The organism is Plastoroseomonas arctica (genome assembly GCF_018128965.1).
GTDB lineage: Bacteria > Pseudomonadota > Alphaproteobacteria > Acetobacterales > Acetobacteraceae > Plastoroseomonas > Plastoroseomonas arctica.
This window is the reverse complement of the sequence record NZ_JAAEDH010000001.1, coordinates 336,140-360,421: the sequence shown is the minus strand read 5'-3', so window position 1 is coordinate 360,421 and position 24,282 is coordinate 336,140. Positions and strand designations below refer to the sequence as shown.

Annotated in this window: 24 protein-coding genes and 2 tRNA genes; all 26 read right to left on the bottom strand. The window is 65.4% G+C overall.

The window, feature by feature from the left end; genetic code table 11:
* Nucleotides 1-416: 416 nt before the first annotated feature.
* The 26 genes from GXW79_RS01730 to clpP all read right to left on the bottom strand — a co-directional run bounded on the left by GXW79_RS01730 (nucleotide 417) and on the right by clpP (nucleotide 24,228).
* A complete protein-coding gene (locus GXW79_RS01730; protein WP_246503604.1) occupies nucleotides 417-689 on the bottom strand; it encodes a DUF1467 family protein in 273 nt (90 codons plus the stop codon).
* A 46-nt stretch (nucleotides 690-735) separates the two neighbouring features.
* The gene (locus GXW79_RS01725) at nucleotides 736-2,400 is read right to left on the bottom strand and encodes a ribonuclease J (RefSeq protein WP_211872475.1); all 1,665 of its coding nucleotides are present in this window, start codon (nucleotides 2,398-2,400) and stop codon (nucleotides 736-738) included.
* Nucleotides 2,401-2,464: 64 nt separating this feature from the next.
* The gene (locus GXW79_RS01720; protein WP_211872474.1) at nucleotides 2,465-3,262 is read right to left on the bottom strand and encodes a type III pantothenate kinase; all 798 of its coding nucleotides are present in this window, start codon (nucleotides 3,260-3,262) and stop codon (nucleotides 2,465-2,467) included.
* A 70-nt stretch (nucleotides 3,263-3,332) separates the two neighbouring features.
* A complete protein-coding gene (locus GXW79_RS01715; protein ID WP_211872473.1) occupies nucleotides 3,333-4,016 on the bottom strand; it encodes a biotin--[acetyl-CoA-carboxylase] ligase in 684 nt (227 codons plus the stop codon).
* Nucleotides 4,013-5,434, bottom strand: coding sequence for an NADH-quinone oxidoreductase subunit NuoN (gene nuoN, locus GXW79_RS01710; RefSeq protein WP_211872472.1), 1,422 nt, complete (start codon nucleotides 5,432-5,434; stop codon nucleotides 4,013-4,015). Before nuoN ends, GXW79_RS01715 begins: the two co-directional genes overlap by 4 nt.
* Complete coding sequence (locus GXW79_RS01705; RefSeq protein ID WP_211872471.1) at nucleotides 5,431-5,583, bottom strand: hypothetical protein; 153 nt, start codon at nucleotides 5,581-5,583, stop codon at nucleotides 5,431-5,433. Before GXW79_RS01705 ends, nuoN begins: the two co-directional genes overlap by 4 nt.
* A 4-nt stretch (nucleotides 5,584-5,587) precedes the next feature.
* Entirely contained in the window at nucleotides 5,588-7,099 is a 1,512-nt protein-coding gene (locus tag GXW79_RS01700; protein WP_211872470.1) for an NADH-quinone oxidoreductase subunit M, read from the bottom strand.
* Nucleotides 7,096-9,012, bottom strand: coding sequence for an NADH-quinone oxidoreductase subunit L (gene nuoL / locus GXW79_RS01695; RefSeq protein WP_211872469.1), 1,917 nt, complete (start codon nucleotides 9,010-9,012; stop codon nucleotides 7,096-7,098). Before nuoL ends, GXW79_RS01700 begins: the two co-directional genes overlap by 4 nt.
* 7 nt (nucleotides 9,013-9,019) lie before the next feature.
* The gene (gene nuoK, locus GXW79_RS01690) at nucleotides 9,020-9,328 is read right to left on the bottom strand and encodes an NADH-quinone oxidoreductase subunit NuoK (protein WP_211872468.1); all 309 of its coding nucleotides are present in this window, start codon (nucleotides 9,326-9,328) and stop codon (nucleotides 9,020-9,022) included.
* Between the two features lies 1 nt (nucleotide 9,329).
* The gene (locus GXW79_RS01685) at nucleotides 9,330-10,013 is read right to left on the bottom strand and encodes an NADH-quinone oxidoreductase subunit J (RefSeq protein ID WP_211872467.1); all 684 of its coding nucleotides are present in this window, start codon (nucleotides 10,011-10,013) and stop codon (nucleotides 9,330-9,332) included.
* Nucleotides 10,010-10,492, bottom strand: coding sequence for an NADH-quinone oxidoreductase subunit NuoI (gene nuoI / locus GXW79_RS01680; RefSeq protein ID WP_211872466.1), 483 nt, complete (start codon nucleotides 10,490-10,492; stop codon nucleotides 10,010-10,012). The genes GXW79_RS01685 and nuoI overlap by 4 nt, the downstream gene beginning before the upstream one ends.
* A gap of 13 nt (nucleotides 10,493-10,505) precedes the next feature.
* Nucleotides 10,506-11,516 carry an NADH-quinone oxidoreductase subunit NuoH gene (gene nuoH, locus GXW79_RS01675; protein WP_211872465.1) on the bottom strand — a complete coding sequence of 337 codons (1,011 nt, stop codon included), beginning with the start codon at nucleotides 11,514-11,516 and terminating at the stop codon, nucleotides 10,506-10,508.
* 3 nt (nucleotides 11,517-11,519) lie between these two features.
* A complete protein-coding gene (gene nuoG, locus GXW79_RS01670; RefSeq protein WP_211872464.1) occupies nucleotides 11,520-13,547 on the bottom strand; it encodes an NADH-quinone oxidoreductase subunit NuoG in 2,028 nt (675 codons plus the stop codon).
* Nucleotides 13,547-14,083 (bottom strand): pentapeptide repeat-containing protein, encoded by a 537-nt coding sequence (locus tag GXW79_RS01665; RefSeq protein ID WP_211872463.1) that lies wholly within the window; start codon nucleotides 14,081-14,083, stop codon nucleotides 13,547-13,549. Before GXW79_RS01665 ends, nuoG begins: the two co-directional genes overlap by 1 nt.
* A 5-nt stretch (nucleotides 14,084-14,088) precedes the next feature.
* The gene (nuoF, locus tag GXW79_RS01660; protein WP_211872462.1) at nucleotides 14,089-15,384 is read right to left on the bottom strand and encodes an NADH-quinone oxidoreductase subunit NuoF; all 1,296 of its coding nucleotides are present in this window, start codon (nucleotides 15,382-15,384) and stop codon (nucleotides 14,089-14,091) included.
* Nucleotides 15,384-15,986, bottom strand: a complete 603-nt coding sequence (locus tag GXW79_RS01655) for a complex I 24 kDa subunit family protein (RefSeq protein WP_211872461.1) — start codon at nucleotides 15,984-15,986, stop codon at nucleotides 15,384-15,386. Before GXW79_RS01655 ends, nuoF begins: the two co-directional genes overlap by 1 nt.
* Nucleotides 15,983-17,212, bottom strand: a complete 1,230-nt coding sequence (locus GXW79_RS01650) for an NADH-quinone oxidoreductase subunit D (protein WP_211872460.1) — start codon at nucleotides 17,210-17,212, stop codon at nucleotides 15,983-15,985. Before GXW79_RS01650 ends, GXW79_RS01655 begins: the two co-directional genes overlap by 4 nt.
* Nucleotides 17,209-17,895, bottom strand: coding sequence for an NADH-quinone oxidoreductase subunit C (locus GXW79_RS01645; protein WP_367614775.1), 687 nt, complete (start codon nucleotides 17,893-17,895; stop codon nucleotides 17,209-17,211). The genes GXW79_RS01650 and GXW79_RS01645 overlap by 4 nt, the downstream gene beginning before the upstream one ends.
* Nucleotides 17,888-18,442, bottom strand: coding sequence for a NuoB/complex I 20 kDa subunit family protein (locus GXW79_RS01640; RefSeq protein WP_211872458.1), 555 nt, complete (start codon nucleotides 18,440-18,442; stop codon nucleotides 17,888-17,890). The genes GXW79_RS01645 and GXW79_RS01640 overlap by 8 nt, the downstream gene beginning before the upstream one ends.
* A gap of 4 nt (nucleotides 18,443-18,446) precedes the next feature.
* Nucleotides 18,447-18,818, bottom strand: coding sequence for an NADH-quinone oxidoreductase subunit A (locus GXW79_RS01635; protein WP_211872457.1), 372 nt, complete (start codon nucleotides 18,816-18,818; stop codon nucleotides 18,447-18,449).
* A 206-nt stretch (nucleotides 18,819-19,024) separates the two neighbouring features.
* Nucleotides 19,025-19,101, bottom strand: a tRNA-Asp gene (locus GXW79_RS01630).
* 44 nt (nucleotides 19,102-19,145) lie between these two features.
* Nucleotides 19,146-19,218, bottom strand: a tRNA-Val gene (locus GXW79_RS01625).
* The gene (locus GXW79_RS01620) at nucleotides 19,209-19,484 is read right to left on the bottom strand and encodes an HU family DNA-binding protein (RefSeq protein WP_211872456.1); all 276 of its coding nucleotides are present in this window, start codon (nucleotides 19,482-19,484) and stop codon (nucleotides 19,209-19,211) included. Before GXW79_RS01620 ends, GXW79_RS01625 begins: the two co-directional genes overlap by 10 nt.
* A gap of 171 nt (nucleotides 19,485-19,655) precedes the next feature.
* Nucleotides 19,656-22,070: an endopeptidase La gene (lon, locus tag GXW79_RS01615; protein ID WP_211872455.1), complete on the bottom strand. Its 2,415-nt coding sequence runs from the start codon at nucleotides 22,068-22,070 to the stop codon at nucleotides 19,656-19,658.
* 156 nt (nucleotides 22,071-22,226) lie between these two features.
* On the bottom strand, nucleotides 22,227-23,483 hold the full coding sequence (clpX, locus tag GXW79_RS01610; protein ID WP_211872454.1) for an ATP-dependent Clp protease ATP-binding subunit ClpX: 1,257 nt from the start codon (nucleotides 23,481-23,483) through the stop codon (nucleotides 22,227-22,229).
* Nucleotides 23,484-23,580: 97 nt separating this feature from the next.
* The gene (clpP, locus tag GXW79_RS01605) at nucleotides 23,581-24,228 is read right to left on the bottom strand and encodes an ATP-dependent Clp endopeptidase proteolytic subunit ClpP (protein WP_211872453.1); all 648 of its coding nucleotides are present in this window, start codon (nucleotides 24,226-24,228) and stop codon (nucleotides 23,581-23,583) included.
* Between the last annotated feature and the right edge of the window lie 54 nt (nucleotides 24,229-24,282).

Sequence of the window (24,282 nt, the reverse complement as noted above, 5' to 3'; positions counted from 1 at the left end):
GGACCATAGATCAGATTCCCGTGCGGCGGAAATCGCTGGGCGGTTGACCTGCGATCGCCGGTGGCAAGCCGGTGACGAATTTGTGCAACGCAATATACTTACAGTGTCGGACCCGCACTCGTAACTTTCGTCCACAATATACCGTGCTTTTTTCGAAAACCGCTTGGCACCGCGCGCGCGGCGCATTAAACAAAAAACGGGCCGCAACCCGTCAGGATCGCGGCCCAAGTTTAGGGAGGAAACGCCAGTCACACGGCAGAAAGAGGAACAACCTCTCTCTGTCATGAAGATTGGCCCGGGCTCGAAGCGGGCTCAACGGCAAACTAGGGCGAAAATTCGGCGTTGAGACCGAAGATGCCCGAAACAAAGGCGGCGCGGGGTCCTTACCCTGTTAGCCGCCTAAATTTTTTGCAGGCTCACCGATCCGGCAAGGAGAAGGGGCCGCTGCGGAAGCTGATCCAGTGGCTATCGATCACGACCCAGACCCCGATCCACAGAACAGCGGCCAGTAGCGTCGTTCCGAGCAGCTTCCGCCCGATTCGCGCCTCGCGTGGCGTTCCGCGCCAGCCGCCGGCGGTCACGTCGCCCTCGGGATCAGGGCGCGTGCCGATGGGCAGCACCACGAACAGCGCCGTCCACCAGATCAGGATGTAGACGACGATACCGCTGAACCATGTCATGCGCGGCATGTGGGCCGTGTTCGCGGCGAGGGAAAGCCCCCAATCGCCGCCCGTGTCAGACCCGCAGCAGATGCACCTCGACGGTCGGCCGCTTGCGCAGCCGGCGGGAGACTGCCTTGCGCAACGCGGCACGCATCGCCTCGCGCAGCCCGTCATCGTCGCGCTTCAGCCCGGCCGGCATCTCGGCCACGCTGCGGGCGAGGTCGTCCGCGATCTGGCCTGGCTCGGCATCCTGGGGTTCGAACAGGCCCGGCGCGGAAACCTGGGCGCGGCCCACGACACGGCCCCCGGCATCGACCGCGACCGAGGCGACCACGACGCCGTTGAACAGCATCTTCTTGCGCGCGGCGAGCACGCCGCCATCGAGCGGCAACAGCCGGTCCACGTCGATCGCGAGCTTGCCAACCGGCACGCCCTCGACGACGTTCGGGCGGTTGCCGGGGGCCAGGCGCAGGACGTCGCCATCCTCGATGATCACCGACTGGGCGCCGCACTCGCGGGCGAGTGCCGCGTGTTCGGTGAGGTGGCGCCATTCGCCATGCACGGGCACGGCGTAGCGCGGGCGGACCAGAGCGTAGAGGCGCTTGAGTTCATCTCGCGCCGGGTGGCCGGAGCAATGGACCATGTGGTCCTCGTCGGTCATCACGCGGCAGCCGCGGCGAGCGAGTCCGTCCTGCACGATCTGGATAGCCTTCTCATTCCCGGGTATCCGCCGGGAGGAGAAGATCACAGTGTCGCCATCGCCCAGCGCGATCTGCGGGTGGGTGTCGGACGCGATCTTGGCCATCGCGGAGCGATCCTCGCCCTGGCTGCCGGTGCAGATGATCAGCAAATTGTCGTCGGGCAGGTAGCCGGCCTCTTCCTCGGGCAGGAAGGGGGCGACATCGGACAGGTACCCGCATTCGCGCGCCGCGGCCTCGGCATTGCGCAGCGAGCGCCCGAAGATCGCGACCTGGCGCCCCGCGGCCTCGGCGGCCTTGGCGATGGAGGAGACGCGCGCGATGTTGGTCGCAAAGCAGGTGACCGCGACGCGGCCCTTCAGCCCCTTGATGATGCCGGCGAGGTTGCGCTTCACCTCGGCCTCGCTGCCCGAATGGCCCTCGACCATGGCGTTGGTCGAATCGCAGACCATGGCGAGCACGCCCTCGTCGCCCAGGCGGCGGAACGCCTCCTCGTCGGTCGGCGGGCCGGTCAAAGGCTCGGGGTCCAGCTTCCAGTCGCCGGTGTGCAGGATCAGCCCGTGGCGGGTGCGGATGACGAGCGCCTGCGCCTCCGGCACGGAATGGGTGACTTCGAGAAATTCGAGATCGAAGGGATCGAGCTTCCAGCGGCCGTTGCGCTTGATGGTGTGCAGCTTCACCTCGCCCAGCAGACCGGCCTCGCCAAGCTTGCGGCGTAGCACCGCGGCGACGAAGGGTGTCGCGAAGATGGGGCAACGGAACTGCCGCCAAAGATGGGCGACGGCGCCGACATGGTCCTCATGCGCGTGGGTGATGACGAGGCCCACTAGATCCTCGCGGTTCTCGGAGAGCCAGGCGGGGTCGGGGACCATCACATCCACCTCGGGCAGCGCGGGGCCGCCGAAGCCGATGCCGCAATCGACCGCCAGCAACGCGCCGTCGCAGCGATAGACGTTGAGGTTCAGGCCAATCTCGCCGGTACCACCGAGGGGAATGAAAGCCAGGTCGTTCTGGCCGGAGCCAATGTCGTAGGGGGGCATATAATCTTCTTATGCGATTTATGGCGGCAGGTCGCGGGTTACTCGCGCAGATAGAGTCCGTGCGCTATTCGCGCAACGCGCCGCGGCTCAATATGGGGGCGCGGTTGCGCTCGGCCAACAGGCGGAGGCCTTCGAGCGTGATATCGGGATCGGTCTTCTCGATGATGGTGGTGCCTTCGGCGAACAGCGGCGCGAGACCGCCGGTCGCGACCACCTTCAGCGGCGCGCCGAACTCACCGCGAATGCGCGTCACCAGGCCCTCGATCAGTCCGACATAGCCCCAGTAGATGCCCGATTGCATGGCCGGCACGGTCGAGGTGCCGATGACCGCCTGTGGACGGCCGATGCCGATGCGCGGCAGCCGCGCGGCGGCGCGGTGCAGGGCCTCGATCGACAGGCTGATGCCGGGCGCTATCACGCCGCCGACATAGGCACCATCCTCGGCGACCACGTCGAAGGTGGTGGCGGTGCCGAAATCGATGACGATGAGCGGACCACGATACAGCGTGTGCGCGGCGAGCGAATTGAGCAGCCGGTCGGCACCCACTTCCTGAGGCTGGTCGACGCGAATTTCAAATCCCCAGTCGAGCGGGGCGCGTGCGACCAGCGGCTCGCAATCGAACCAGGTGCGGGAGAGGCGGCGCAGGTCGTAGAGCGCGGCGGGAACGACGGTGCCGATGACGCAGCGCGTGACGTCGGTCGCCTTGAGTCCAACATGCTGGAACAGAGCGAGCAGCCACACCGCGTATTCATCCGAAGTGCGGTCGTCGCGCGTGGCGATGCGCCACCGTCCGCGCCACTCGATCCCGTCATGGACGGCGAAGACGACGTTGGTATTGCCGGCATCGATGGCGAGGAGCATGGCGCAGTCCTGAACCTTGCCCGGTGATGCCGGGTCTGAGGCGTGTGGCGGGGCGAGGCCCGCGGGAAATTTAATCAAGCTCGCCGGCGAAGATCGCCTGGGTGCGGCCGGCCACGTCGAGCAACAGATTGCCATTCTCCGCCATTCCCGCGAAGAGGCCCTTGCGCCCGTCGCGCAGCGTGAGGGGGGCGCCGAGGCTCGGCCCGCGGGCAAGCCAAGCCTCTCGCACGGCGGCGAAGGGTGCGGCGTGCCACATCGCGATGGCGCCGAGCAAGGCTTCCGCGACATCCTCCGGCGCTGGGTGTGGAGGTGGCAGGCAGGCCGTGGCGCGGCCAGGAAGCTCGGGTGCATGCGCGAGATTGGCGCCGATGCCGAGCACGAGATGCGCTATGCCGCCCTCGGCGTCCGCCTCGGCCTCGGCGAGGATGCCGGCGAGCTTGGCGTTGCCGAGCATCACGTCATTGGGCCATTTCAGCCGCAGCTCGGGCGCGTAGGGCAGCAGGGTCTCGGCCAGGGCGACCGCGGCCCGCAGGGCCCATTGCGGTGAATCGCGCATCGGCGCCTGCGGCCGCAGGACCAGGCTGAGGGAAAGATTGCCCATCGGGCTGCTCCAGGCGCGTTCCCCCCTGCCCCGACCGGCCGTCTGCTGCCGCGCCAGGATGGCGGTGCCCTCGGGTGCGCCGGCGCGCGCCTCGGCGACGGCGACGGTCTGGGTGCTGGGCAGGCTCTGCTCGATGCGGAGCGAGAACTTCACTCGAGGATAGAGGCGATCGCGCTTTGCGCCGCGGCGATCAGCGGCGCGGGGAACAGGATGAACAACAGGGTGAACATTCCGGTCACGTTGAGCACCAGGGAGAGGCCCATGGGCCGGGCGTCGAAGGCGCCGGCCGACGCATCGAAGTACATCACCTTCACAATGCGCAAATAGTAGTAGGCACCGACCACGCTCGTGAGCACGCCGATGATCGCGAGCTCCCAGAACCCGGCCTCTACCGCCGGCAGGAAGACGTAGAGCTTCGAGAAGAAGCCCGCCATCGGCGGCACGCCCGCCATGGAGAACATGAAGATCGCCATCCACAGCGCCATCATGGGGTCGGTGCGACCGAGCCCGGCCAGGTCCTCGATGCGTTCGACGGCGCGTCCATCCCGGCGCATCGAGATCAGTACCGCGAAGCTGCCGAGCGTCATCGCCAGGTAGATCGCCATGTAGATGAGCAACCCGCGCAGCCCGGCATCGGTCGCGACGGCGAGGCCCATCAGCGCGTAGCCGATGTTGGCGATGGAGGAATAGGCCATCAGCCGCTTCACGTTGGTCTGCCCGATGGCGGCGAAAGCGCCGAGGATCATCGACAGCGCCGACACCAGCACGATCACCTGCTGCCACTGCGCGGCGAGTTCGCCAAAGGGGCCGGCGAGAACCCGCACCAGCAGGACCACGGCCGCGATCTTGGGCGCGCCGGCGAAGAAGGCGGTCACCGGCGTCGGCGCGCCCTCATAGACGTCGGGCGTCCACATGTGGAAGGGCACGGCGGAAATCTTGAAGCACAGGCCGGCGACGACGAAGACGACGCCCACCACGAGGCCGGTGCTCGCACTCTCCGGCGTACTGAGCGCCCGCGCGATCTGGTCGAAATTCGTGCTGCCGGCGAAGCCGTAGACCAGCGAAGCGCCATAGAGCAGCAGGCCGGAGGCCAGCGCGCCGAGGACGAAGTATTTGAGGCCTGCTTCGGCCGAGCGTTCATTGTCGCGATCGAAGGCGGCCACGACGTAGAGTGCCAGGGACATCAGCTCGAGTCCGACATACAGCGTCATCAGGTCGTTGGCCGAGACCATCACCATCATGCCGACGGTGGCGAACAGCAGCAGCAGCGGAAACTCGAAGCGTGCGAGTCCGGAGCGCTCGTTGAAATCGATGGCGAGGATGATGCCGAGCGCCGCACCAGCGAGGACCAGCAACTTGCCGAAGCGGGAAAAGGCGTCGGCCACGTAGAGGCCGGAGAAGGCCACGCCGTCCGGCTGCGCGATGGTCAGCGCCGCCGCCGCTAGAAGTGCGGCGAGCGTGCCCATCGCGATCGGGAAATGCATCACCCGCTTCGGCACCACGCCCGCGACCAGCAGGCCGAGGCCGCCCAGTGCCAGGACGAGCTCCGGCAGGATGAGGGTCCATGTCATGGTGGGCCATCCCGCTCATTGCCGCGCACATAGGGGTTGCGCGGCTTCTTCTTCGGCTTTTTCTTCTGGATCAGCGTCATGAGGTAGCCGACGCCGATCACCATGAAGAGCATCATGACGACGAGTTCAGGATGAGCAAAAAGACGCATGACGCTACATCCCTGCCAGGCGCGCGGCGCCGAGCGCGGCTTCGTGCCGCGCGACAAGCTGCGTCACCGTCGCCGCGAAGAAATCGAGAAAGCTCTGCGGGTAGATGCCCATCCACAGCGTCACGATGATCAGCGGCGCGAAGATCGCGTGCTCGCGCGGCGACATGTCGAGCAGCGCCTTCAGCTCGTCGCGGCCGATCCGGCCGAAGGCGACGCGGCGGTAGAGGAACAGCATGTAGGCGGCACCGAGGACCATCCCGGTCGCCGCACCAAGTGCGACCCAGGGATTGACCCGCCAGGCTCCGACGATCACCAGCAACTCGCCCGGAAACCCGGCCAGGCCCGGCAGCGCGACGGAGGCCATGGTGAACAGCATGAACACCAGCGCATAGGCGGGCATGATCTTTGCCACGCCGCCGTAGCGCGCGATCTCGCGCGAATGCACCCGGTCATACAGCACGCCCACGCAGAGGAAGAGCGCGCCGGAAACGATGCCATGGCTGAGCATGGTGTAGAGCGCGCCGGACAGCCCCTGCGCGTTGAAGGTGAAGATGCCCAGCGTCACGATGCCCATATGCGCCACGGAGGAATAGGCGATGAGCTTCTTCATATCCTCCTGCGCGAGGGCCACGAACGAGGTGTAGATCACCGCCACGACCGAGAGCGTGAACATGAACGGCGCGAACATCGCGGACGCCTCGGGCAGCAACGGCAGCGAGAAGCGCAGGAAGCCATAGGCGCCCATCTTCAGCAGCACGCCGGCGAGGATGACGGACCCGGCGGTCGGTGCCTCCACATGCGCGTCCGGAAGCCAGGTGTGCACCGGCCACATCGGCACCTTCACCGCGAAGGAGGCGAAGAAAGCCAGGAACACCCAGGTCTGCATCGCCGCCGGGATGGGCGTGGCCATCAGCTGGATGATGTCGGTCGTGCCGGCACGATACCACAGCAGCAGGATCGCCAGCAGCATCAGCACCGAGCCGAGCAGCGTGTAGAGAAAGAACTTGAAGGCCGCGTAGACCCGCCGCGCCCCGCCCCAGACACCGATGATGAGGAACATCGGGATCAGCACGGCCTCGAAGAACACGTAGAACAGCACGAAATCCAGCGCGCAGAACATGCCCACCATCATGGTCTCGAGCACCAGGAAGGCGATCATGTACTCGCGCACGCGGCTGGTGATGGTCTCCCAGGAGGCGAGGATACACAGCGGCGTCAGGAAGGTCGCGAGCAGGACGAACAGCACCGAGATGCCGTCCACGCCCATCGCGTAGTTGAGGCCGAAATTCGGCATCCAGGCGAGGCGCTCGACGAACTGGAAATCCGCACTGCCCTTGTCGAACTGCACCCACAGGATGAGCGACAAGGCAAAGGTGATGAGGCTTGTCCAAAGCGCGGTCCACCGCGCGTTCGACGCGACGACCGCCTCGTCGCCGCGCACCGAGAGGATGATCAGGGCACCAACCAGCGGCAGGAAGGTCAGCAGCGACAGCAGCGGGAAGCCGGCGGCATTCATCGCGTGGCTCCGAGCAGGAAAATCGTGATGAAGGCTACGAGGCCGATGATCATGGAGAAGGCGTAGCTGGCGACCCGGCCGGACTGGATGCGGACGGCGCCGCGCGTGCCTTCCAGCACCAGACTGGCGGCACCGTTCGGCATGCCGTCGATGATCCGCGCATCGCCCACCTTCCACAACGTATAGGCGAGACGCCGCGCCGGGCGGACGAAGATGCGGTCATAGAGCTCGTCGAAATACCACTTGTTCAGCAGAAACAGGTAGACGCCGTGGAAGCGCGCGGCGAGCTGGCCGGGGATCTGCGGCGCGAGCATATACAGCGCATAGGCGAGTGCGATTCCGGCGATGCCGATCACCGTCGGCGCCAGCGGCACCCAGCCCGGAACCTCGTGCACGTCATGCATGATGTGGTTTGCCGCACCGTTGACGATGGCGCCGTTCCAAAAGGCCTCCCACTCATGGCCCACGAAGAACTCGACGAAGATGGCGCCCGCGGCCATGGCGCCGATGGCGAGCAGCACCAGCGGCACCAGCATCGTCCATGGGCTTTCGTGGACATGCTCCATGGTGTGGTGGTCGGCGCGCGGGGCGCCGTGGAAGGTGAGGATGATCAGCCGCCAGGAATAGAAGGCGGTCAGGAAGGCCGCGATGCAGCCGCAGATGAAGGCGTACATCCCCGCCACGCTGTGCGAGGCATAGGCCGCCTCCAGCACGAAGTCCTTGGAGTAGTAGCCGGCGAAGAACGGCACGCCGGCGAGCGCGAGCGAGCCTACCCACATCACCGCATAGGTCGCGGGAATCTTCTTCCAGATTCCGCCCATCTTGCGGATGTCCTGCTCGTCGCTCATCGCGTGGATGACGGAGCCGGCGCCGAGGAACAGCAGCGCCTTGAAGAAGGCGTGGGTGAAGAGGTGGAAGATCGCGCCCTGATAGGCGCCGACGCCGGCCGCGAAGAACATGTAGCCGAGCTGCGAGCAGGTCGAGTAGGCGATGATGCGCTTGATGTCGTTCTGCACGCACCCGATCGTCGCCGCAAACAGCGCGGTCGAGGCGCCGACGATGGTGACAATGGTAAGCGCGACCGGCGCCTGCTCGAAGATCGGCGACATGCGCGCCACGAGGAACACGCCGGCGGTGACCATGGTCGCGGCGTGGATCAGCGCGGAGACGGGCGTGGGCCCTTCCATCGCATCGGGCAGCCATGTGTGCAGGCCCAACTGCGCCGACTTGCCGCAGGCACCCAGGAACAATAGCACGCCGATCACCTCGAGCGATCGCATCCCCAGGATGGTATCGCCCAGATGCTGGTCGATGCTCGCGAACATGGTCGCGAATTCGATGGTGCCGAAGGTCCAGTAGGTGAGCGCAAGGCCCAGCATGAAGAAGACATCGCCCACCCGGTTCACGATGAAGGCCTTCATCGCCGCGCGGTTCGCGCTCTCCTTCTCGTACCAGTAGCCGATGAGCAGGTAGCTCGCGAGGCCCACGCCCTCCCAGCCGAAGAAGAGCTGCACGAGGTTGTCCGCCGTCACGAGCATCAGCATCATGAAGGTGAAGAGGCTGAGATAGGCGAAGAAGCGCGGCGTCGTCTGGTCGTGGCTCATGTAGCCGACGGAGTAGAGGTGGATCAGCGTCGAGATGAAGGTCACCATCGCCACCATCACGACGCTCAGCGTGTCATAGCGCAGCGCCCAGTTCACCTCGAAGCCCGCGACGTCGATGAAGGTGACGATCTCGATCACCGCCGGCGCATGGCCGAGCGCCACTTGGATGAACGCGGAAGTGCCGCACACCGCGGCCAGCGCCATGCACAGCACCGTCACCCATTGCGAGGCGCGATCGCCGAGCCAGCGTCCGAAGAACCCGGCGAGCGTGGCGCCCAGCAGGGGGAAGAAGACGGCTCCGACGAACATCGCGCTCTCAACCCCGCAGGGTGGAAATGTCGTCCACCTCGATACTGCCCTTGTTGCGGAAATAGATGACGACGATGGCAAGGCCAATGGCGGCCTCGGCGGCGGCGACGGTGAGGATGAACATCGCGAAGACCTGGCCGGTGAGGTCGCCGAGTGCGGCCGAAAAACCCACCAGGTTGATGTTCACCGCGAGCAGGATGAGTTCCACCGACATCAGGATGACGATGACGTTCTTCCGGTTGAGGAAGATGCCGAAGACGCCGAGCACGAAGAGGATCGCGCCCACCGTCAGGTAGTGGCCCAGGCCGATGCTCATCTCAGTGATGACCCCCGTGGTCGGCCGGCGCGGCGATCGGCTTGGGCGCGTCCGGCTCGGGCGGACGCAGGATGCCCATCTCGCGCAGGCCGGCACCCATCGGCACCTGCACCAGGCCGACGCTGCCGGTGCGGTTCACCTGCGCGTCGATGTTCTGCCGCTTCGTCCCAGGGCGTGCGCGCAGCGTCAGAACGATGGCGCCGATCATCGCCACCAGCAGCACGAGCCCGGCAAGCTGGAACAGCAGGATGTAGTCCGTGTAGAGAATGCGCCCGATGGCCTGCGTGTTCGACACGCTGCCGCCGGGCGTGGGATTGATGCGCAGATCGGCGGCATCGGAGGCGAAGCGCCAGGCGCCCAGGACGAAGATGAGTTCGACGAACAGCACCGCGCCGACCGCGCCGCCGATCGGCGCATAGCGCTGGAAGCCCTCGCGAAGGCGTACGAAATCGATGTCGAGCATCATCACGACGAAGAGGAACAGCACCGCGACCGCGCCGACATAGACGATGACCAGGATCATCGCGAGGAACTCGGCGCCCGCGATCAGCATCAGCGCGGCCGCATTGAAGAAGGCGAGGATCAGGAACAGCACGCTGTGCACCGGGTTGCGGCTGCTCACCACCATGACGGCGGAGCCGATCAGCACGGCGGCGAAGGCGTAGAAGGCGAGGGTCGCGATCATCGGTAGGGGGCATCCAGGCGAAGGCGCTCGGCCAGCATCGGCTCCCACCGGTCGCCATTATCGAGGAGCTTGTCCTTCTGGTAGATCAGCTCCTCGCGCGTCTCGGCGGCGAATTCCAGGTTTGGGCCCTCGACGATGGCGTCCACCGGACAGGCTTCTTCGCACAGCCCGCAATAGATGCACTTGGTCATGTCGATGTCGTAGCGCGTGGTGCGGCGGGAGCCATCCTCGCGCGGTTCGGCCTCGATGGTGATGGCCTGGGCCGGGCACACCGCCTCGCACAGCTTGCACGCGATGCAGCGTTCCTCGCCATTCGGGTAGCGGCGCAGCGCGTGCTCGCCCTTGAAGCGTGGCGAAAGGCTGCCGCGCTCATAGGGGTAGTTCAGCGTCACCTTCGGCTTGAAGAAATACTTCAGCGTGAGCGCCATGCCGGAGACGAGCTCCCGCAGCAGCATCGCGCTGGCCATGCGGTCGATCATCGGAGGGTCTCCATCATGCCGGCAACCACCCGGCGAGCTTCAGCACGAAGGCGGTGAGCACCAGCCAGAACAGGCTGAAGGGCAGAAATATCTTCCAGCCCAGCCGCATCAGTTGGTCGTAGCGATAGCGCGGGAAGGTCGCGCGCACCCAGACGAAGGTGAACAGGCACAGGCAGATTTTTAGGATGAACCAGACCGGCCCCGGCACCCAGGTGAAGGGCACGATCGCGAGCGGCGGATACCAGCCACCCAGGAACAGGATGGTCGTGAGGGCGGACATCAAAATCATGTTCGCGTATTCGCCGAGGAAGAACAGCCCGAAGGACAGCGAGGAATATTCCACGAAGAAACCGGCCACGAGCTCGCTTTCGCCTTCCGGCAGGTCGAACGGCGCGCGGTTGGTTTCGGCAAGCGCCGAGATGAAGAATATGATGAACATCGGGAAGAGCGGGATGAAGAACCACACCTGCTCCTGCGCGCGCACGATGGCAGTGAGGTTCAGTGAACCCACGCACAGCAATACGGTGACGATGACGAAGCCGATCGAGACCTCGTAGCTAACCATCTGCGCGGCCGAGCGCAGCGCGCCAAGGAACGCGTATTTCGAATTGCTCGCCCAGCCCGCGATGATGACGCCGTAGACGCCGAGCGAGGAGATCGCGAACAGGTACAGGATGCCGACATTGATGTCGGCGATCGCCCAGCCATCATTCACCGGGATCACCGCCCAGGCGATCATGGCGAGGCCGAAGGTGATCATCGGCGCCATCATGAACAGCGCGCGCGAGGCGCCGGACGGGATGATGGTCTCCTTCATCAGCATCTTGATGGCGTCGGCGAAGGGCTGGCCGAGGCCGAAGGGGCCGACCACGTTCGGCCCCTTGCGCATCTGCATGGCGGCCAGGACCTTGCGCTCGCCATAGGTGAGATAGGCGACGGCAAGCAGCAGAGGCACCAGCAGCGCGAGTGCCTGGGCGACCGTGATGACGAGCGTCCCGAAGGGCGTGGCGATGAAGTCGCTCATGGCCTATTCCGCCGCCAGTCGGGGCGCGGCGCCGCCATAGATGCTGGCGCATTCGGCCATCACCTCGGAAGCGCGCGCGATCTGGTCCGCCAGGTGGTAGCTCGCCAAGGGGTAGACGAACGCCGAATCGCTGAGCGGAGCCTCTGCCGACGGACCGGCCGTGTCGGTGCAGCCTGGCGCCGGCAGCGCGTCGATGGCAGCGAAGCAGGGTGCCGCCACGGCGAGCGCCGCGCGCACCGCGTCGATCGTATCGTATGGCAGCGTCTTGCCAACGCCCTCGCTGAAGGCGCGCAGGATGCGCCAGTCCTCACGCGCCTCGCCGGGCGGGTGGATGGCACGGAAGGCACGCTGTGCGCGGCCCTCGGTGTTGACGTAGGTGGCGTCCTTCTCGGTGTAGGCGGCGCCGGGCAGGATGACATCTGCGCGCGCCGCGGCGCGGTCGCCGTGGTGGCCCTGGTAGATGACGAAGGTCTCCGAACCGATGCGCGCCGGATCAAAGCCATCGGCGCCGAGCAGCCAGAGCGCGTCCACCTCGCCGCCCATCATCGCGCCCAGCGTCTTGCCCTGGACGAAGCCGAGTTCCAGCGCGCCGACCTGACCACCAAAGAGGTGCAGAAGGTTGAAGCCATGCCACTCCGGCGTCAGCGCGCCGGACTCCTTCGCGAGCGCCCAGGCTGCGGCGAGGATGGCCGCACCATCGGCCCGTGCCAGCGCGCCACGCCCGAGGATGATCATCGGCCGCTTGGCCGCACCGAGCGCTTCGGCAAAGCCCTCCATCGCAGCGGGCGTATCGCCCAGATGCTGCGCGGGATAGGTGAGGTCGGTCGGCGGGCCAACATAGGCGATGGCGACGCCACCCTGCGTCCAGCGCTTGCGGACACGGGCATTGATCACCGGCGACTCGCGGCGCAGGTCGGTGCCGATGAGCAGGATAGCATCCGCCTCGTCAATGCCGGCGATCGAGCTGTTGAAACGGAAGAAGTCGCCACGCGTCGCATCGATGGCCGCGCCATCCTGCCGGCAATCGAGGTGAACCGCGCCATAGGCGCGCATCAGGTCGCGCAGCGCGAGCGTGCTCTCCGCATCCGACAAGTCGCCGGCGATGGCGCCGATGCGCTCGGGCGCGGTCGCATCCAGCTTCGCCGCGATGGCCGCGAAGGCTTCCGGCCAGGTGGCCGGCGTCAGCTTGCCGCCGCGCCTGATCCACGGCCGGTCCAGGCGCTTCCGCTTGAGTCCATCGAAGGAGAAGCGGCCGCGATCGGCCATCCATTCCTCGTTCACCGCCTCGTTCACGCGGGGCAAGATGCGCAGCACTTCCGGGCCGCGGCTGTCGATGCGCGTGGCTGTGCCCGTCGCGTCCTGCACGTCGATGCTGTCGGTCTTGCGCAGCTCCCATGGCCGCGAGACGAACGCATAGGGCCGCGAGGTCAGCGCGCCCACCGGGCAGATGTCGATGAGGTTACCGGAAAGTTCGGAAGTCAGCGCCTTCTCGACATAGGTGCCGATTTCCATGTTCTCGCCGCGGTTGGTGCCGCCCAATTCCGGCGTGCCGGCGACCTCGGCGGCGAAGCGCACGCAGCGGGTGCACTGGATGCAGCGCGTCATGATCGTCTTGATCAGCGGGCCGACATACTTGTCCTTCACCGCGCGCTTTTCTTCGGTGTAGCGCGATCCGTCCATGCCGTATCCCACGGCCTGGTCCTGCAGGTCGCACTCGCCGCCCTGGTCGCAGATCGGGCAATCCAGCGGGTGGTTGATGAGCAGGAATTCCATCACGCCGCGGCGCGCATTGCGCACCATCGGCGTGTCGGTGAAGACCTTCATGCCCTCGGCGACGGGATAAGCGCAGGAGGCGACCGGCTTCGGCGCCTTCTCCACCTCGACCAGGCACATGCGGCAATTTCCGGCGACGGAGAGGCGCTCGTGATAGCAAAAGCGCGGGATCTCCACGCCGGCAGCCTCGCAGGCCTGGATGACGGAGGCGCCGTTGGGGACTTCGACCTCGATGCCGTTGACGCTGAGCTTGGCCATCAGCCGTGCTCCTTCTTCCAAAGGGCGAGCATCTCGCTCACCAGCACGCCTTCGACCAGCATGCCGCTCATATTGCTGTCAGCGATGGTGACGCCGGTCAGGTTGGCGTTGCGGATGGTCGCGCCGACCAGGCTCACATTGTCGAAACCGGCGCCGGCCAGGTTGGCGTTGATGAAATTGGTGACGGGCGGGGTGCCGTCCTCGGGATGGGCGCGGGAGAGATTGAACCGCGTGAGCATCTCGCTCACCAACACACCCTCGACGCGCATGCTGCCGAGGTTGCTGTCGGCGATGGACAGGCCGGTGAGGTTGGCGTTGCGGATGGTCGCCCCTTGCAGGTTCACGTTGTCGAAGCCGGCACCGGCGATGTTCGCGTTGGTGAAGGTGACGCCCGGCATGGTGCCATCCTCGAAATGGGCGCGAGAAAGGTTGAACTGTTCGAAGCGGGTCTCGACGAGGTTCACGTTCTGGAAGTGGCTGCCCATCAGCATCGCGTCATTGGCGTCGATGGTGTCGGTTACGTCGCGGACCTTCATCGCCGTCACTCGGCCGCCAGCGGCAGCGTGCGGGATTTGTAGGCCGCGATGCGCTCTTCCATCATCGGGCGGAAGTGGCGGATCAGTCCCTGCACCGGCCAGACGCCGCCATCGGCGAGCGCGCAGATGGTGTGGCCCTCGATGCGGCGGGTGACGTTTTCCAGCAGGTCGATCTCGGCGACATCGGCACGGCCTTCGACCATGCGGTCCATCATCCGCTTCTGCCAGCCCATCCCCTCGCGGCACGGCGTGCACTGTCCGCAGCTCTCATGCTTGTAGAAGGCGGCCAGACGCGCGATCGCCTTGATGAGGTCGGTCGACTTGTCCATCACGATGACGGCCGCGGTGCCCAGCCCGGTGCGCTGCTCGCGCAGTGCGTCGAAATCCATCAGCACGTCGTCGCAGACCGATTTCGGGATGAGCGGCGTGGAGCTGCCGCCGGGGATGACGCAAAGCAGGTTGTCCCACCCGCCACGAACGCCGCCGGCGTGACGCTCGATGAGCTCGCGCAGCGGGATCGACATCTCCTCCTCGACATTGCAGGGCTTTTCCACGTGGCCCTGGATGCAGAAGACCTTGGTACCGCTGTTTTTCGGGCGGCCAAAACCGGCGAACCACGCGGCACCACGGCGCAGAATGGTCGGCACGACGGCGATGGTTTCGACATTGTTGACCGTGGTCGGGCAGCCATAGAGGCCCACCGCCGCCGGGAAGGGCGGCTTCAGGCGCGGCATGCCCTTCTTGCCCTCGAGGCTTTCGATCAGCGCCGTCTCTTCGCCGCAGATGTAGGCCCCTGCCCCACGATGGACGTAGAGGTCGAAGTCCCAACCCCCGCCGGCGGCGTTGGCGCCGAGCAGCCCGGCCTCATAGGCCTCGGCGATCGCGGCTTCGAGGACCACGCTCTCGTTGTAGTATTCGCCGCGGATGTAGATGTAGCCGGCATGCGCGCCCATCGCGACACCGGCGATGAGGCAGCCCTCGATCAGCGTGTGCGGATCGTGGCGGATGATGTCGCGGTCCTTGCAGGTGCCGGGCTCGGATTCATCGGCGTTCACCACCAGGTAGTGCGGACGCTCGGAGGCCTGCTTGGGCATGAAGGACCACTTCATGCCCGTCGGAAACCCTGCCCCGCCGCGACCGCGGAGGCCGGAATTCTTCATCTCCTCGATGATCCAGTCGCGGCCCTTGGCGATGATGCCGGCTGTGCCGTCCCAATTGCCGCGCTTGCGCGCCGCCTCCAGGCCCCAGTGCTGGACGCCGTAGAGATTGGTGAAGATCCGGTCCTTGTCCTGGAGCGCCATTACTCGGCCCCTTCCGTCAATGTCAGCGGGCCGCCGATGGGCGCGCTCGTCTGGCGGCCGATCGCGCTGCCGGGCTCCGGGCGCTCGCCGCGCTTCAGCTTCTCGATCAGCGCCACGGTCGCCTCATAGGTCAGGTCCTCGTGGTAGTCGTCGTCGATGGCGAGGATCGGGGCGTTGACGCACCCGCCCAGGCACTCGACCTCCGTCAGCGTGAACAGCCCGTCCGCGCTGGTGTCGCCATAGCCCTTGAGCCCGCCCGCATCCTTGCAGGCGCGCAGCACGTCGTCCGAGCCGCGCAGCCAGCACGGCGTGGTGCCGCAGACCTGCAGGTGGTAGCGGCCGATCGGCTTCATGTTGAACATGAAGTAGAAGGTCGCGACCTCATAGACGCGGATCGGCGGCATGGCCAGGCGCGAGGCGACCACGTCCATCGCGACACGCGGCACCCAGGCGCTGCCGGTCGCCCGGCCCATCTGGCGCTGCACGACATAGAGCAGCGGGATCACCGCGCTCGCCTGCTTGCCTTCGGGATAGCGCGCAATGAATCTCTGGACCTCGGTCTCACTGGCCTCGTCGAAGGCGAAGCTGTCGGGTTCGGTCATCGGTCGATCTCCCCGAAGACGATGTCGAGCGAGCCGATGATCGCGACCGCATCGGCCAGCATATGCCCCTTGGAGAGCACTTCCATCGCCTGCAGATGCGCATAGCCAGGTGCCCGGATCTTGCAGCGATAGGGTTTGTTGGTGCCGTCGGCGACCATGTAGATGCCAAACTCGCCCTTGGGCGCCTCGGTCGCGGCGTAGGTCGAACCCTCGGGCACGTGGTAGCCCTCGGTGTAGAGCTTGAAGTGGTGGATGAGGCTTTCCATCGAGCGCTTCATGTCCGAGCGCGACGGCGGCGTGATCTTGTTGTCGGCGATCTTCACCGGCCCCGGCCGGATCGCGTTGAGGCACTGCTCGATGATGCGCAGCGACTGCCGCATCTCCATCATCCGCACCAGATATCGGTCGTAGCAATCACCCTGGACGCCGACCGGCACGTCGAATTCCACGCGGTCGTACATGTCGTAGGGCTGCGACTTGCGCAGGTCCCATGCACACCCCGAAGCGCGCAGGCAGGGGCCGGAAAACCCCCAGGCGATGGCCTGCTCGGCGGTCATCACGCCGATATCGACGGTGCGCTGCTTGAAGATGCGGTTGTCCGTCAGCAGGCCTTCGAGATCGTCGAGGAAGGCGGGAAATTGGCGCATCCAGTCGCCGATCCGCGCCATGGTCTCGGGCGGAATATCCTTCGCCACGCCGCCGGGGCGGAAGTAGTTTACGTGGTAATGGCTGCCGCCCGCGGCCTCGTAGAATTCTAGCAGCTTCTCGCGCTGTTCGAAGCCCCAGAGCGCGGGGGTGATGGCGCCGCAATCGAGGGCATAGGTGGTCACGTTGAGCAGGTGGTTCAGCACGCGGGTGAGTTCGGCGAACAGTGTGCGCAGCCATTTGCCGCGCTCCGGCACCTCGCCTTCGATGCCGAGCAGGCGCTCGGTCGCGATGGCAAAACTGTGCTCCATACACATGGGCGAGACGTAGTCGAGGCGGTCCATGTAGGGCAGCGCCTGGATGTACGTCTTGTACTCGATCAGCTTCTCGGTGCCGCGATGCAACAGCCCGATATGCGGGTCTGCGCGCTCGACGACCTCGCCCTTCAATTCCAGGATCAGGCGCAGCACGCCGTGCGCCGCGGGGTGCTGAGGGCCGAAATTGATGGTGTGCGTGGCGTCTTCGCCGCTCAGCAGCGGCGCTCCCTCGTCCGCCGGCACGTAGGGAAGGATGCTGCTCATCGCGGGAGCTCGGGCTTGGCGGGTTCCGCGCGCTCGATCTTCGCGCGCTCCTCGCGGATGAGGTGAACCTTCTCGTCGCCGGGCAGAGTGGTCATCGCTTCCCAGGGGCTCATGAAATCGAAGTTCCGGAAATCCTGGGCGAGCTGCACGGGCTCATAGACCACCTGCTTGCGAGCCTCGTCGTAGCGCAGCTCGACATGGCCGGTGAGCGGGAAATCCTTGCGCAGCGGATGGCCCTCAAAGCCGTAATCGGTGAGCAGGCGGCGCATATCGGCCAGGCCCGCGAAGACCACGCCGTACATGTCCCAGCACTCGCGCTCATACCAAACTGCGACCGGCCAGAGGGCGGAGAGCGAGGGCACCGGCTGATCGCCATCGGTGGTGCAGATCACCCGGACGCGGCGGTTCAGCGACAGCGAGAGCAGGTTGGTCACCACCTCGAACCGCTCGGCCCGAGCCGGGAAATCGGTGCCGCAGAGATCCATCAGTTGCTCGAAGGCGAAGCCGTCGCGCAGCAGACCGTGCAGCGGCGCCCAGCGCGTGCGGTCGGCATGCAGCACCAACTCCGCACCACCGCGCGCGAGCGAGACGGCGGTCACCGCGCCAGCGGCCGCGGCCATGATGCTTTCGCCCAAGCCCAGCAGCGGGTTCGGCGCCGGCGCTTCGATGATGTCCTCAGCCACGAAGAATGCTCCCCGTGCGGCGGATTTTCTTCTGCAGCTGCAGGATCCCGTAGACCAGCGCCTCCGCCGTCGGCGGGCAGCCCGGCACGTAGACATCGACCGGCACGATCCGATCGCAGCCGCGCACGACCGAGTAGCTGTAGTGGTAATAACCGCCGCCATTGGCGCAGCTGCCCATGGAGATCACCCAACGCGGCTCGGCCATCTGGTCGTAGACCTTGCGCAGGGCGGGAGCCATCTTGTTGGTCAGCGTGCCGGCCACGATCATCACGTCAGACTGCCGCGGCGACCCGCGCGGGATGGCGCCGAAGCGATCCAGGTCGTAGCGCGCCATATAGGCGTGGATCATCGGCACCGCGCAGCAGGCGAGGCCGAAGGTCATCGGCCAGAGCGAGCCGGTGCGCGCCCAGTTCACCACCTTGTCGATATTGGCAATGACGAAACCCTTCTCGTCGATCTCGTCGGTGACGCCCTTCACGACGGCGTCCTGCGCGGCCCCAGGTGGGAGCGCATTCTTGTTCCAGGCGATGTCGGTGGAGCCGCTCATGGCGTCATTCCCAGTCCAGCGCACCCTTGCGCCATTCATAGATGAACCCAACCGTCAGCACGCCAAGGAAGCCCATCATCGAGAGGAAGCCGAGCCACCCGATCTCGCCGAGCGAAACCGCCCAGGGGAACAGGAACGCCACTTCGAGATCAAAAATGATGAACAGGATCGCAACCAGGTAGAACCGCACGTCGAAGCGCCGGCGCGTGTCGTCGAAGGGCTCGAAGCCGCACTCATAGGTCGAGAGCTTTTCCGCATCCGGCTTCTGCCGCGCCGCCAGGATCGAGCCGCCAACCATCGCGATGGCGATTCCGGCCGCAATGCCGAGGAACACCAGGATGGGGAAGTATCCAGCGAGGAGGGTGGGCTGCGGCATTCAGGTACGGCCTTTGCGCGCTGCGGTGCGGTGACTTCGCAGCGCAGCATTGCGCGGACCATAGCCGCGCACCGCGACCGTTGCCATAGCCCGCCGCACCCTGCCTATGGATTTCACAGGGGTCGCCGCACTTTGGAATTCAGGTTTCACGAAGTCGCCATGCAGAGGCTGATCTCTGGCGCCCGACACTGGGCGATTGCAGCGCGTGGCGCGAGTGACGGGGCTCGAACCCGCGACCTCCGGCGTGACAGGCCGGCGCTCTAACCAACTGAGCTACACCCGCAAACTGCGTCGCGGCGAAATACGTCCCGCGGGAGACCAAGTCAATGGGCGCTGACGGGTTCGAACCGCCGACATCCTGCGTGTAAAGCAGGCGCTCTACCAGCTGAGCTAAGCGCCCACAGCTTCCTTCAGCATTTTGCCGGCCTTGAAACGCACTGTGGTGGTCTCGGGGACGGTAATATCCTCGCCGGTGCGCGGGTTCCGGCCAATGCCGCCCTTGCGCTTGGAGATGGCGAAGCTGCCGAATCCCACCAGTCGCACTTCCTCACGCTGCTTCAGGGCATTCGTGATGGCCGCGAAGACCGCGTCGACCAGCTCGCCCGCCTTGACCTTGGGGAGATCGCCGGCTTCGGCGACAGCAGTGATGAGATCGGCCTTGTTCACGAGCGAAGCTCCCCTGCGCGAGCGGTTTTTTGGCAGGGCGAATCGAGGGCGTCAACTGACGGGGCGCGTGTATACGACCGAGCCTCCACGCGCGAAGGCTTGGGCGCGCGGCGTCGCGAAAAAGCAAGAAACATCGGAGCGGAAGCGGGGGATTTCTCCCCCGCTTTCGTCTCAATGCGGGCGCACGGTCCCCGCAGGCTCGTCCGTTGCGCGTGCGGCCGGCGTCTCGGGCGGCTCTTCCCAGGTGATCGCCTCGGGCTTGCGGGCCAGGGCCTTGTTGATCACCTCGTCAGCGTGGCTGACGGCGATGATCTCCAGGACCTTCTTCACATTGTCCGGGATGTCAGCCAGGTCCTTCTCGTTGTCCTTCGGAATGAACACCGTCTTGATCCCGGCGCGCAGTGCAGCGAGCAGCTTCTCCTTCAGCCCGCCGATCGGCAGCACGCGGCCGCGCAGCGTGATCTCGCCGGTCATCGCGATATCCTTGCGCACCGGGATACCGGTGAGCACGGACACGATCGACGTCGCCATCGCGACACCAGCCGAGGGTCCATCCTTCGGCGTCGCCCCTTCGGGCACGTGCACGTGGATGTCCCGCTTCTCGAACACCGTGGGCTTGATGCCGAAGGTGATGGAGCGGCTGCGGACGTAGGAGAGTGCCGCGGACACGCTCTCCTGCATGACGTCGCCGAGCTTGCCAGTCGTCTTCACATTGCCCTTGCCGGGCAGAAGAACGCTTTCGATCGTCAGGATCTCGCCGCCGACCTCGGTCCAGGCGAGGCCGGTGACAACGCCCACCATATCCTCGGCCTCGGCCTCACCGTAGCGGTGCTTGCGGACGCCGGCGAACTTCTCGAGGTTCTTGCGCGTGATCGCGACCTTCTTCGCCTGCTTGGAGACGATCTCCTTCACGCATTTCCGCGCCAGGCCCGCGATCTCCCGCTCCAGGCTGCGCACACCGGCCTCACGCGTGTAGTAGCGGACGAGGTCCAGCAGCGCCTCGTCGGACAGGCTCCACTCGCCTTCCTTGAGACCGTTCGCCTCGGACTGCTTCTTGATCAGGTGGCGCTTGGCGATCTGCACCTTCTCATCCTCGGTGTAGCCGGGGATGCGGATGATCTCCATGCGGTCGAGCAGCGGCTGCGGCATGCGCAGGCTGTTCGCCGTGGTCACGAACATCACGTCCGAGAGGTCGTAATCGACCTCCAGGTAGTGGTCCGCGAAGGTGCCGTTCTGCTCGGGATCCAGCACCTCCAGCAGTGCGGACGACGGGTCGCCGCGCCAATCAGCGCCGAGCTTGTCGATCTCGTCGAGCAGGAAAAGCGGGTTCGACGTCTTCGCCTTCTTCATGCCCTGGATGACCTTGCCGGGCATCGAGCCGATGTAGGTGCGGCGGTGGCCACGCACCTCGGCCTCGTCACGCACGCCGCCGAGCGACATGCGGACGAAGTTGCGACCTGTCGCACGCGCGATCGACTTGCCGAGCGACGTCTTGCCCACGCCGGGCGGTCCCACAAGACAAAGGATCGGGCCCTTGATCTTGGGCGAACGCGACTGCACCGCCAGGTACTCGATGATGCGTTCCTTGACCTTCTCCAGCCCGAAATGGTCGGCGTTGAGCACGGCCTCGGCCTCGACGATGTCGTTCTTGACCTTGCTGCGCTTCTTCCACGGGATGGTCAGCATCCAGTCGAGGTAATTGCGCACCACCGTCGCCTCGGCGCTCATGGGCGACATGCTGCGCAGCTTCTTGAGCTCCGCCAGCGCCTTTTCGCGTGCGTCCTTGGTGAACTTCGTGGCCTTGATCTTGGCCTCGAGCTCGGCGGCCTCGTCCTTGCCGTCCTCGCCCTCGCCGAGTTCCTTCTGAATGGCCTTCATCTGCTCGTTCAGATAGTACTCGCGCTGGGTCTTCTCCATCTGCCGCTTGACGCGGTTGCGGATGCGCTTCTCGACCTGCAGGACGCCGATCTCGCCTTCCATATGAGCGAAGACTCGCTCGAGCCTGGCGGTGACGCCGATGGTCTCCAGCAGCTCCTGCTTCTCGCTGATCTTGAGGTTCAGGTGGCTCGCAATGGTGTCCGCCAGCTTCTGCGGGTCGTCGATCTGGTTGATCGAGACCAACACCTCGGGGGCGATCTTCTTGTTGAGCTTCACATATTGCTCGAACTGGCCAACCACGCTGCGTGCCAGCGCCTCGGCCTCACGGCCTTCGACTGCGACATCGTCGATCGATTCGACAAAGGCCTCGAAATGGCTCTGCGTCTCCCGGTAGCCCAGGATGCGCGCGCGCTTGCCGCCCTCGACCAGCACCTTCACCGTGCCGTCGGGGAGCTTGAGCAGCTGCAGCACCGTGGACACCGTGCCGATCTCGTAGAGCTCATCTGCCCCGGGATCATCCTGGGCAGCGTTCTTCTGCGCGACGAGGAGGATCTGCTTGTCCTCCTTCATCACCGCTTCGAGCGCCCGGACGGATTTCTCTCGGCCGACGAAGAGCGGCACGATCATGTGGGGGAAGACGACAATGTCCCGCAACGGCAGGACAGGAAGAAGATCACCCTTCAGGGTGGGAACAGGTTTATCCGCCATTGGGACCTCGCTTGGGACGATCGGCGCCTGCCCCGCCCCCGGCCGATGGGATGGCCGGTTGAGCGTGGCACGGAGCGGGCACCGCGGGAGCGCTGAGATGGCGCGCCCAAATGGTTAGAACAAGGGCCGCCCGAAGGCCGACCTTCGTTGGGGACATCACGCGCTTGATTGTTCGGCCTTGCGTTCGCCGTAGATGAAGAGTGGCTGGCCACGGCCCTCCGCCACCTCCTTGTTCACCACGACCTCGTCGACATCCTCGAGCCCCGGCAGGTCGAACATGGTGTGCAGCAGGATCTGCTCCATGATCGAACGCAGGCCGCGGGCGCCGGTCTTGCGCTGAATGGCGCGCGCCGCGACGGACTTCATTGCATCCTCGGTGAAGGTGAGCTTGGCGCCCTCCATTTCGAACAGGCGCTGGTACTGCTTCACGAGGGCATTCTTCGGCTTGGTGAGAATCTCGATCAGCGCCTTCTCATCGAGGTCGTCCAGCGTTGCCAGGACGGGCAGACGGCCGATGAACTCGGGGATCAGGCCAAACTTCAGCAGATCCTCTGGCTCGACCTCGCGCAGCAACTCGCCGGTGCGGCGCTGCTCGGGATCCCGCACCTCGGCACCGAAGCCGATGCCCGAGCCCTTGCCGCGCGCGCCGATGATCTTCTCGAGCCCCGAGAAGGCGCCGCCCACGATGAACAGGATGTTCGAGGTATCGACCTGCAGAAATTCCTGTTGCGGATGCTTGCGCCCGCCCTGCGGCGGCACGGAGGCGACGGTGCCTTCCATGATCTTCAGCAGCGCCTGCTGCACGCCCTCGCCGCTCACGTCGCGGGTGATCGAGGGATTGTCCGATTTGCGGGAAATCTTGTCGACCTCGTCAATGTAGACGATGCCGCGCTGCGCCCGCTCCACATTGTAGTCGGCGGATTGCAGCAGCTTGAGGATTATGTTTTCCACATCCTCGCCGACATAGCCGGCCTCCGTCAGGGTCGTCGCATCGGCCATGGTGAAAGGCACGTCCAAAATGCGGGCCAGGGTCTGCGCGAGCAGGGTCTTGCCCGAACCGGTTGGCCCCAGCAGCATGATGTTGGACTTGGCGATCTCGACGTCGCCACCCTTCGCACCGTGCGCAAGGCGCTTGTAGTGGTTGTGCACCGCGACCGAGAGCACCTTCTTCGCGTGGTCCTGCCCGATGACGTAGTCATCCAGAACCTTGCAGATCTCCTTGGGCGTCGGCACCCCATCGCGCGTCTTGACGAGCTGCGTCTTGTGCTCTTCGCGGATGATATCCATGCAAAGCTCGACGCACTCGTCGCAGATGAAGACCGTCGGACCGGCGATGAGCTTCCGGACTTCGTGCTGGGACTTGCCGCAGAACGAGCAATAAAGGGTATTTTTTGAATCGCCTGACTTCGTCATGGGCACTCCAGGCTCCCCGCAGAAAACGGGGGAGCGTCACGGGACTGTAGCCCCAGGTTCATCCTGGGGGAAACACAAAGCACCTTTCGTGCCGGGTTCAGCCTTTGGCCGCCACCTCGCCTGGGGTCAGCGGCCGCTGCTCGACAACGTGATCGATGAGGCCCCATTCCTTGGCTTCCTCGGCCGACATGTAGCTGTCCCGCTCGAGCTTGGCCTCGATGGCCGCGAGTTCCTGGCCGGTGTGCTTGCGGTAGATCTGGTTCAGGCGCTCTCGGATCTTGAGGATTTCCTTGGCCTGGATCTCGATATCCGTAGCCTGGCCCTGGGCGCCGCCCGAGGGCTGGTGGACCATGATGCGGCTGTTCGGAAGGCCGTAGCGCTTGCCCTTCTCGCCGGCAGTGAGCAGCAGCGAGCCCATCGACGCCGCCTGACCGATGCACACCGTGCTCACCGGGCTGCGGATATACTGCATGGTGTCGTACATCGCGAGCCCGGCAGTCACGACGCCACCGGGAGAATTGATGTAGAAGGCGATGTCCTTGTTCGGATTCTCGCTCTCCAGGAACAGCAGCTGGGCGCAGATTAGCGACGCCACCTGGTCGAACACCTGACCGGTCAGGAAGATGATACGTTCCTTCAGCAGGCGCGAATAGATGTCGTATGAGCGCTCGCCGCGCGCCGTCTGCTCGACGACCATTGGGACGAGCGTGTTGTTGTAGACTTCGAGCGGATCACGGTCCCGCATTACTCAATCCTTTCCTGCGCCGGAGCGGGAGCGTCCTGATGGACTCGCACGACC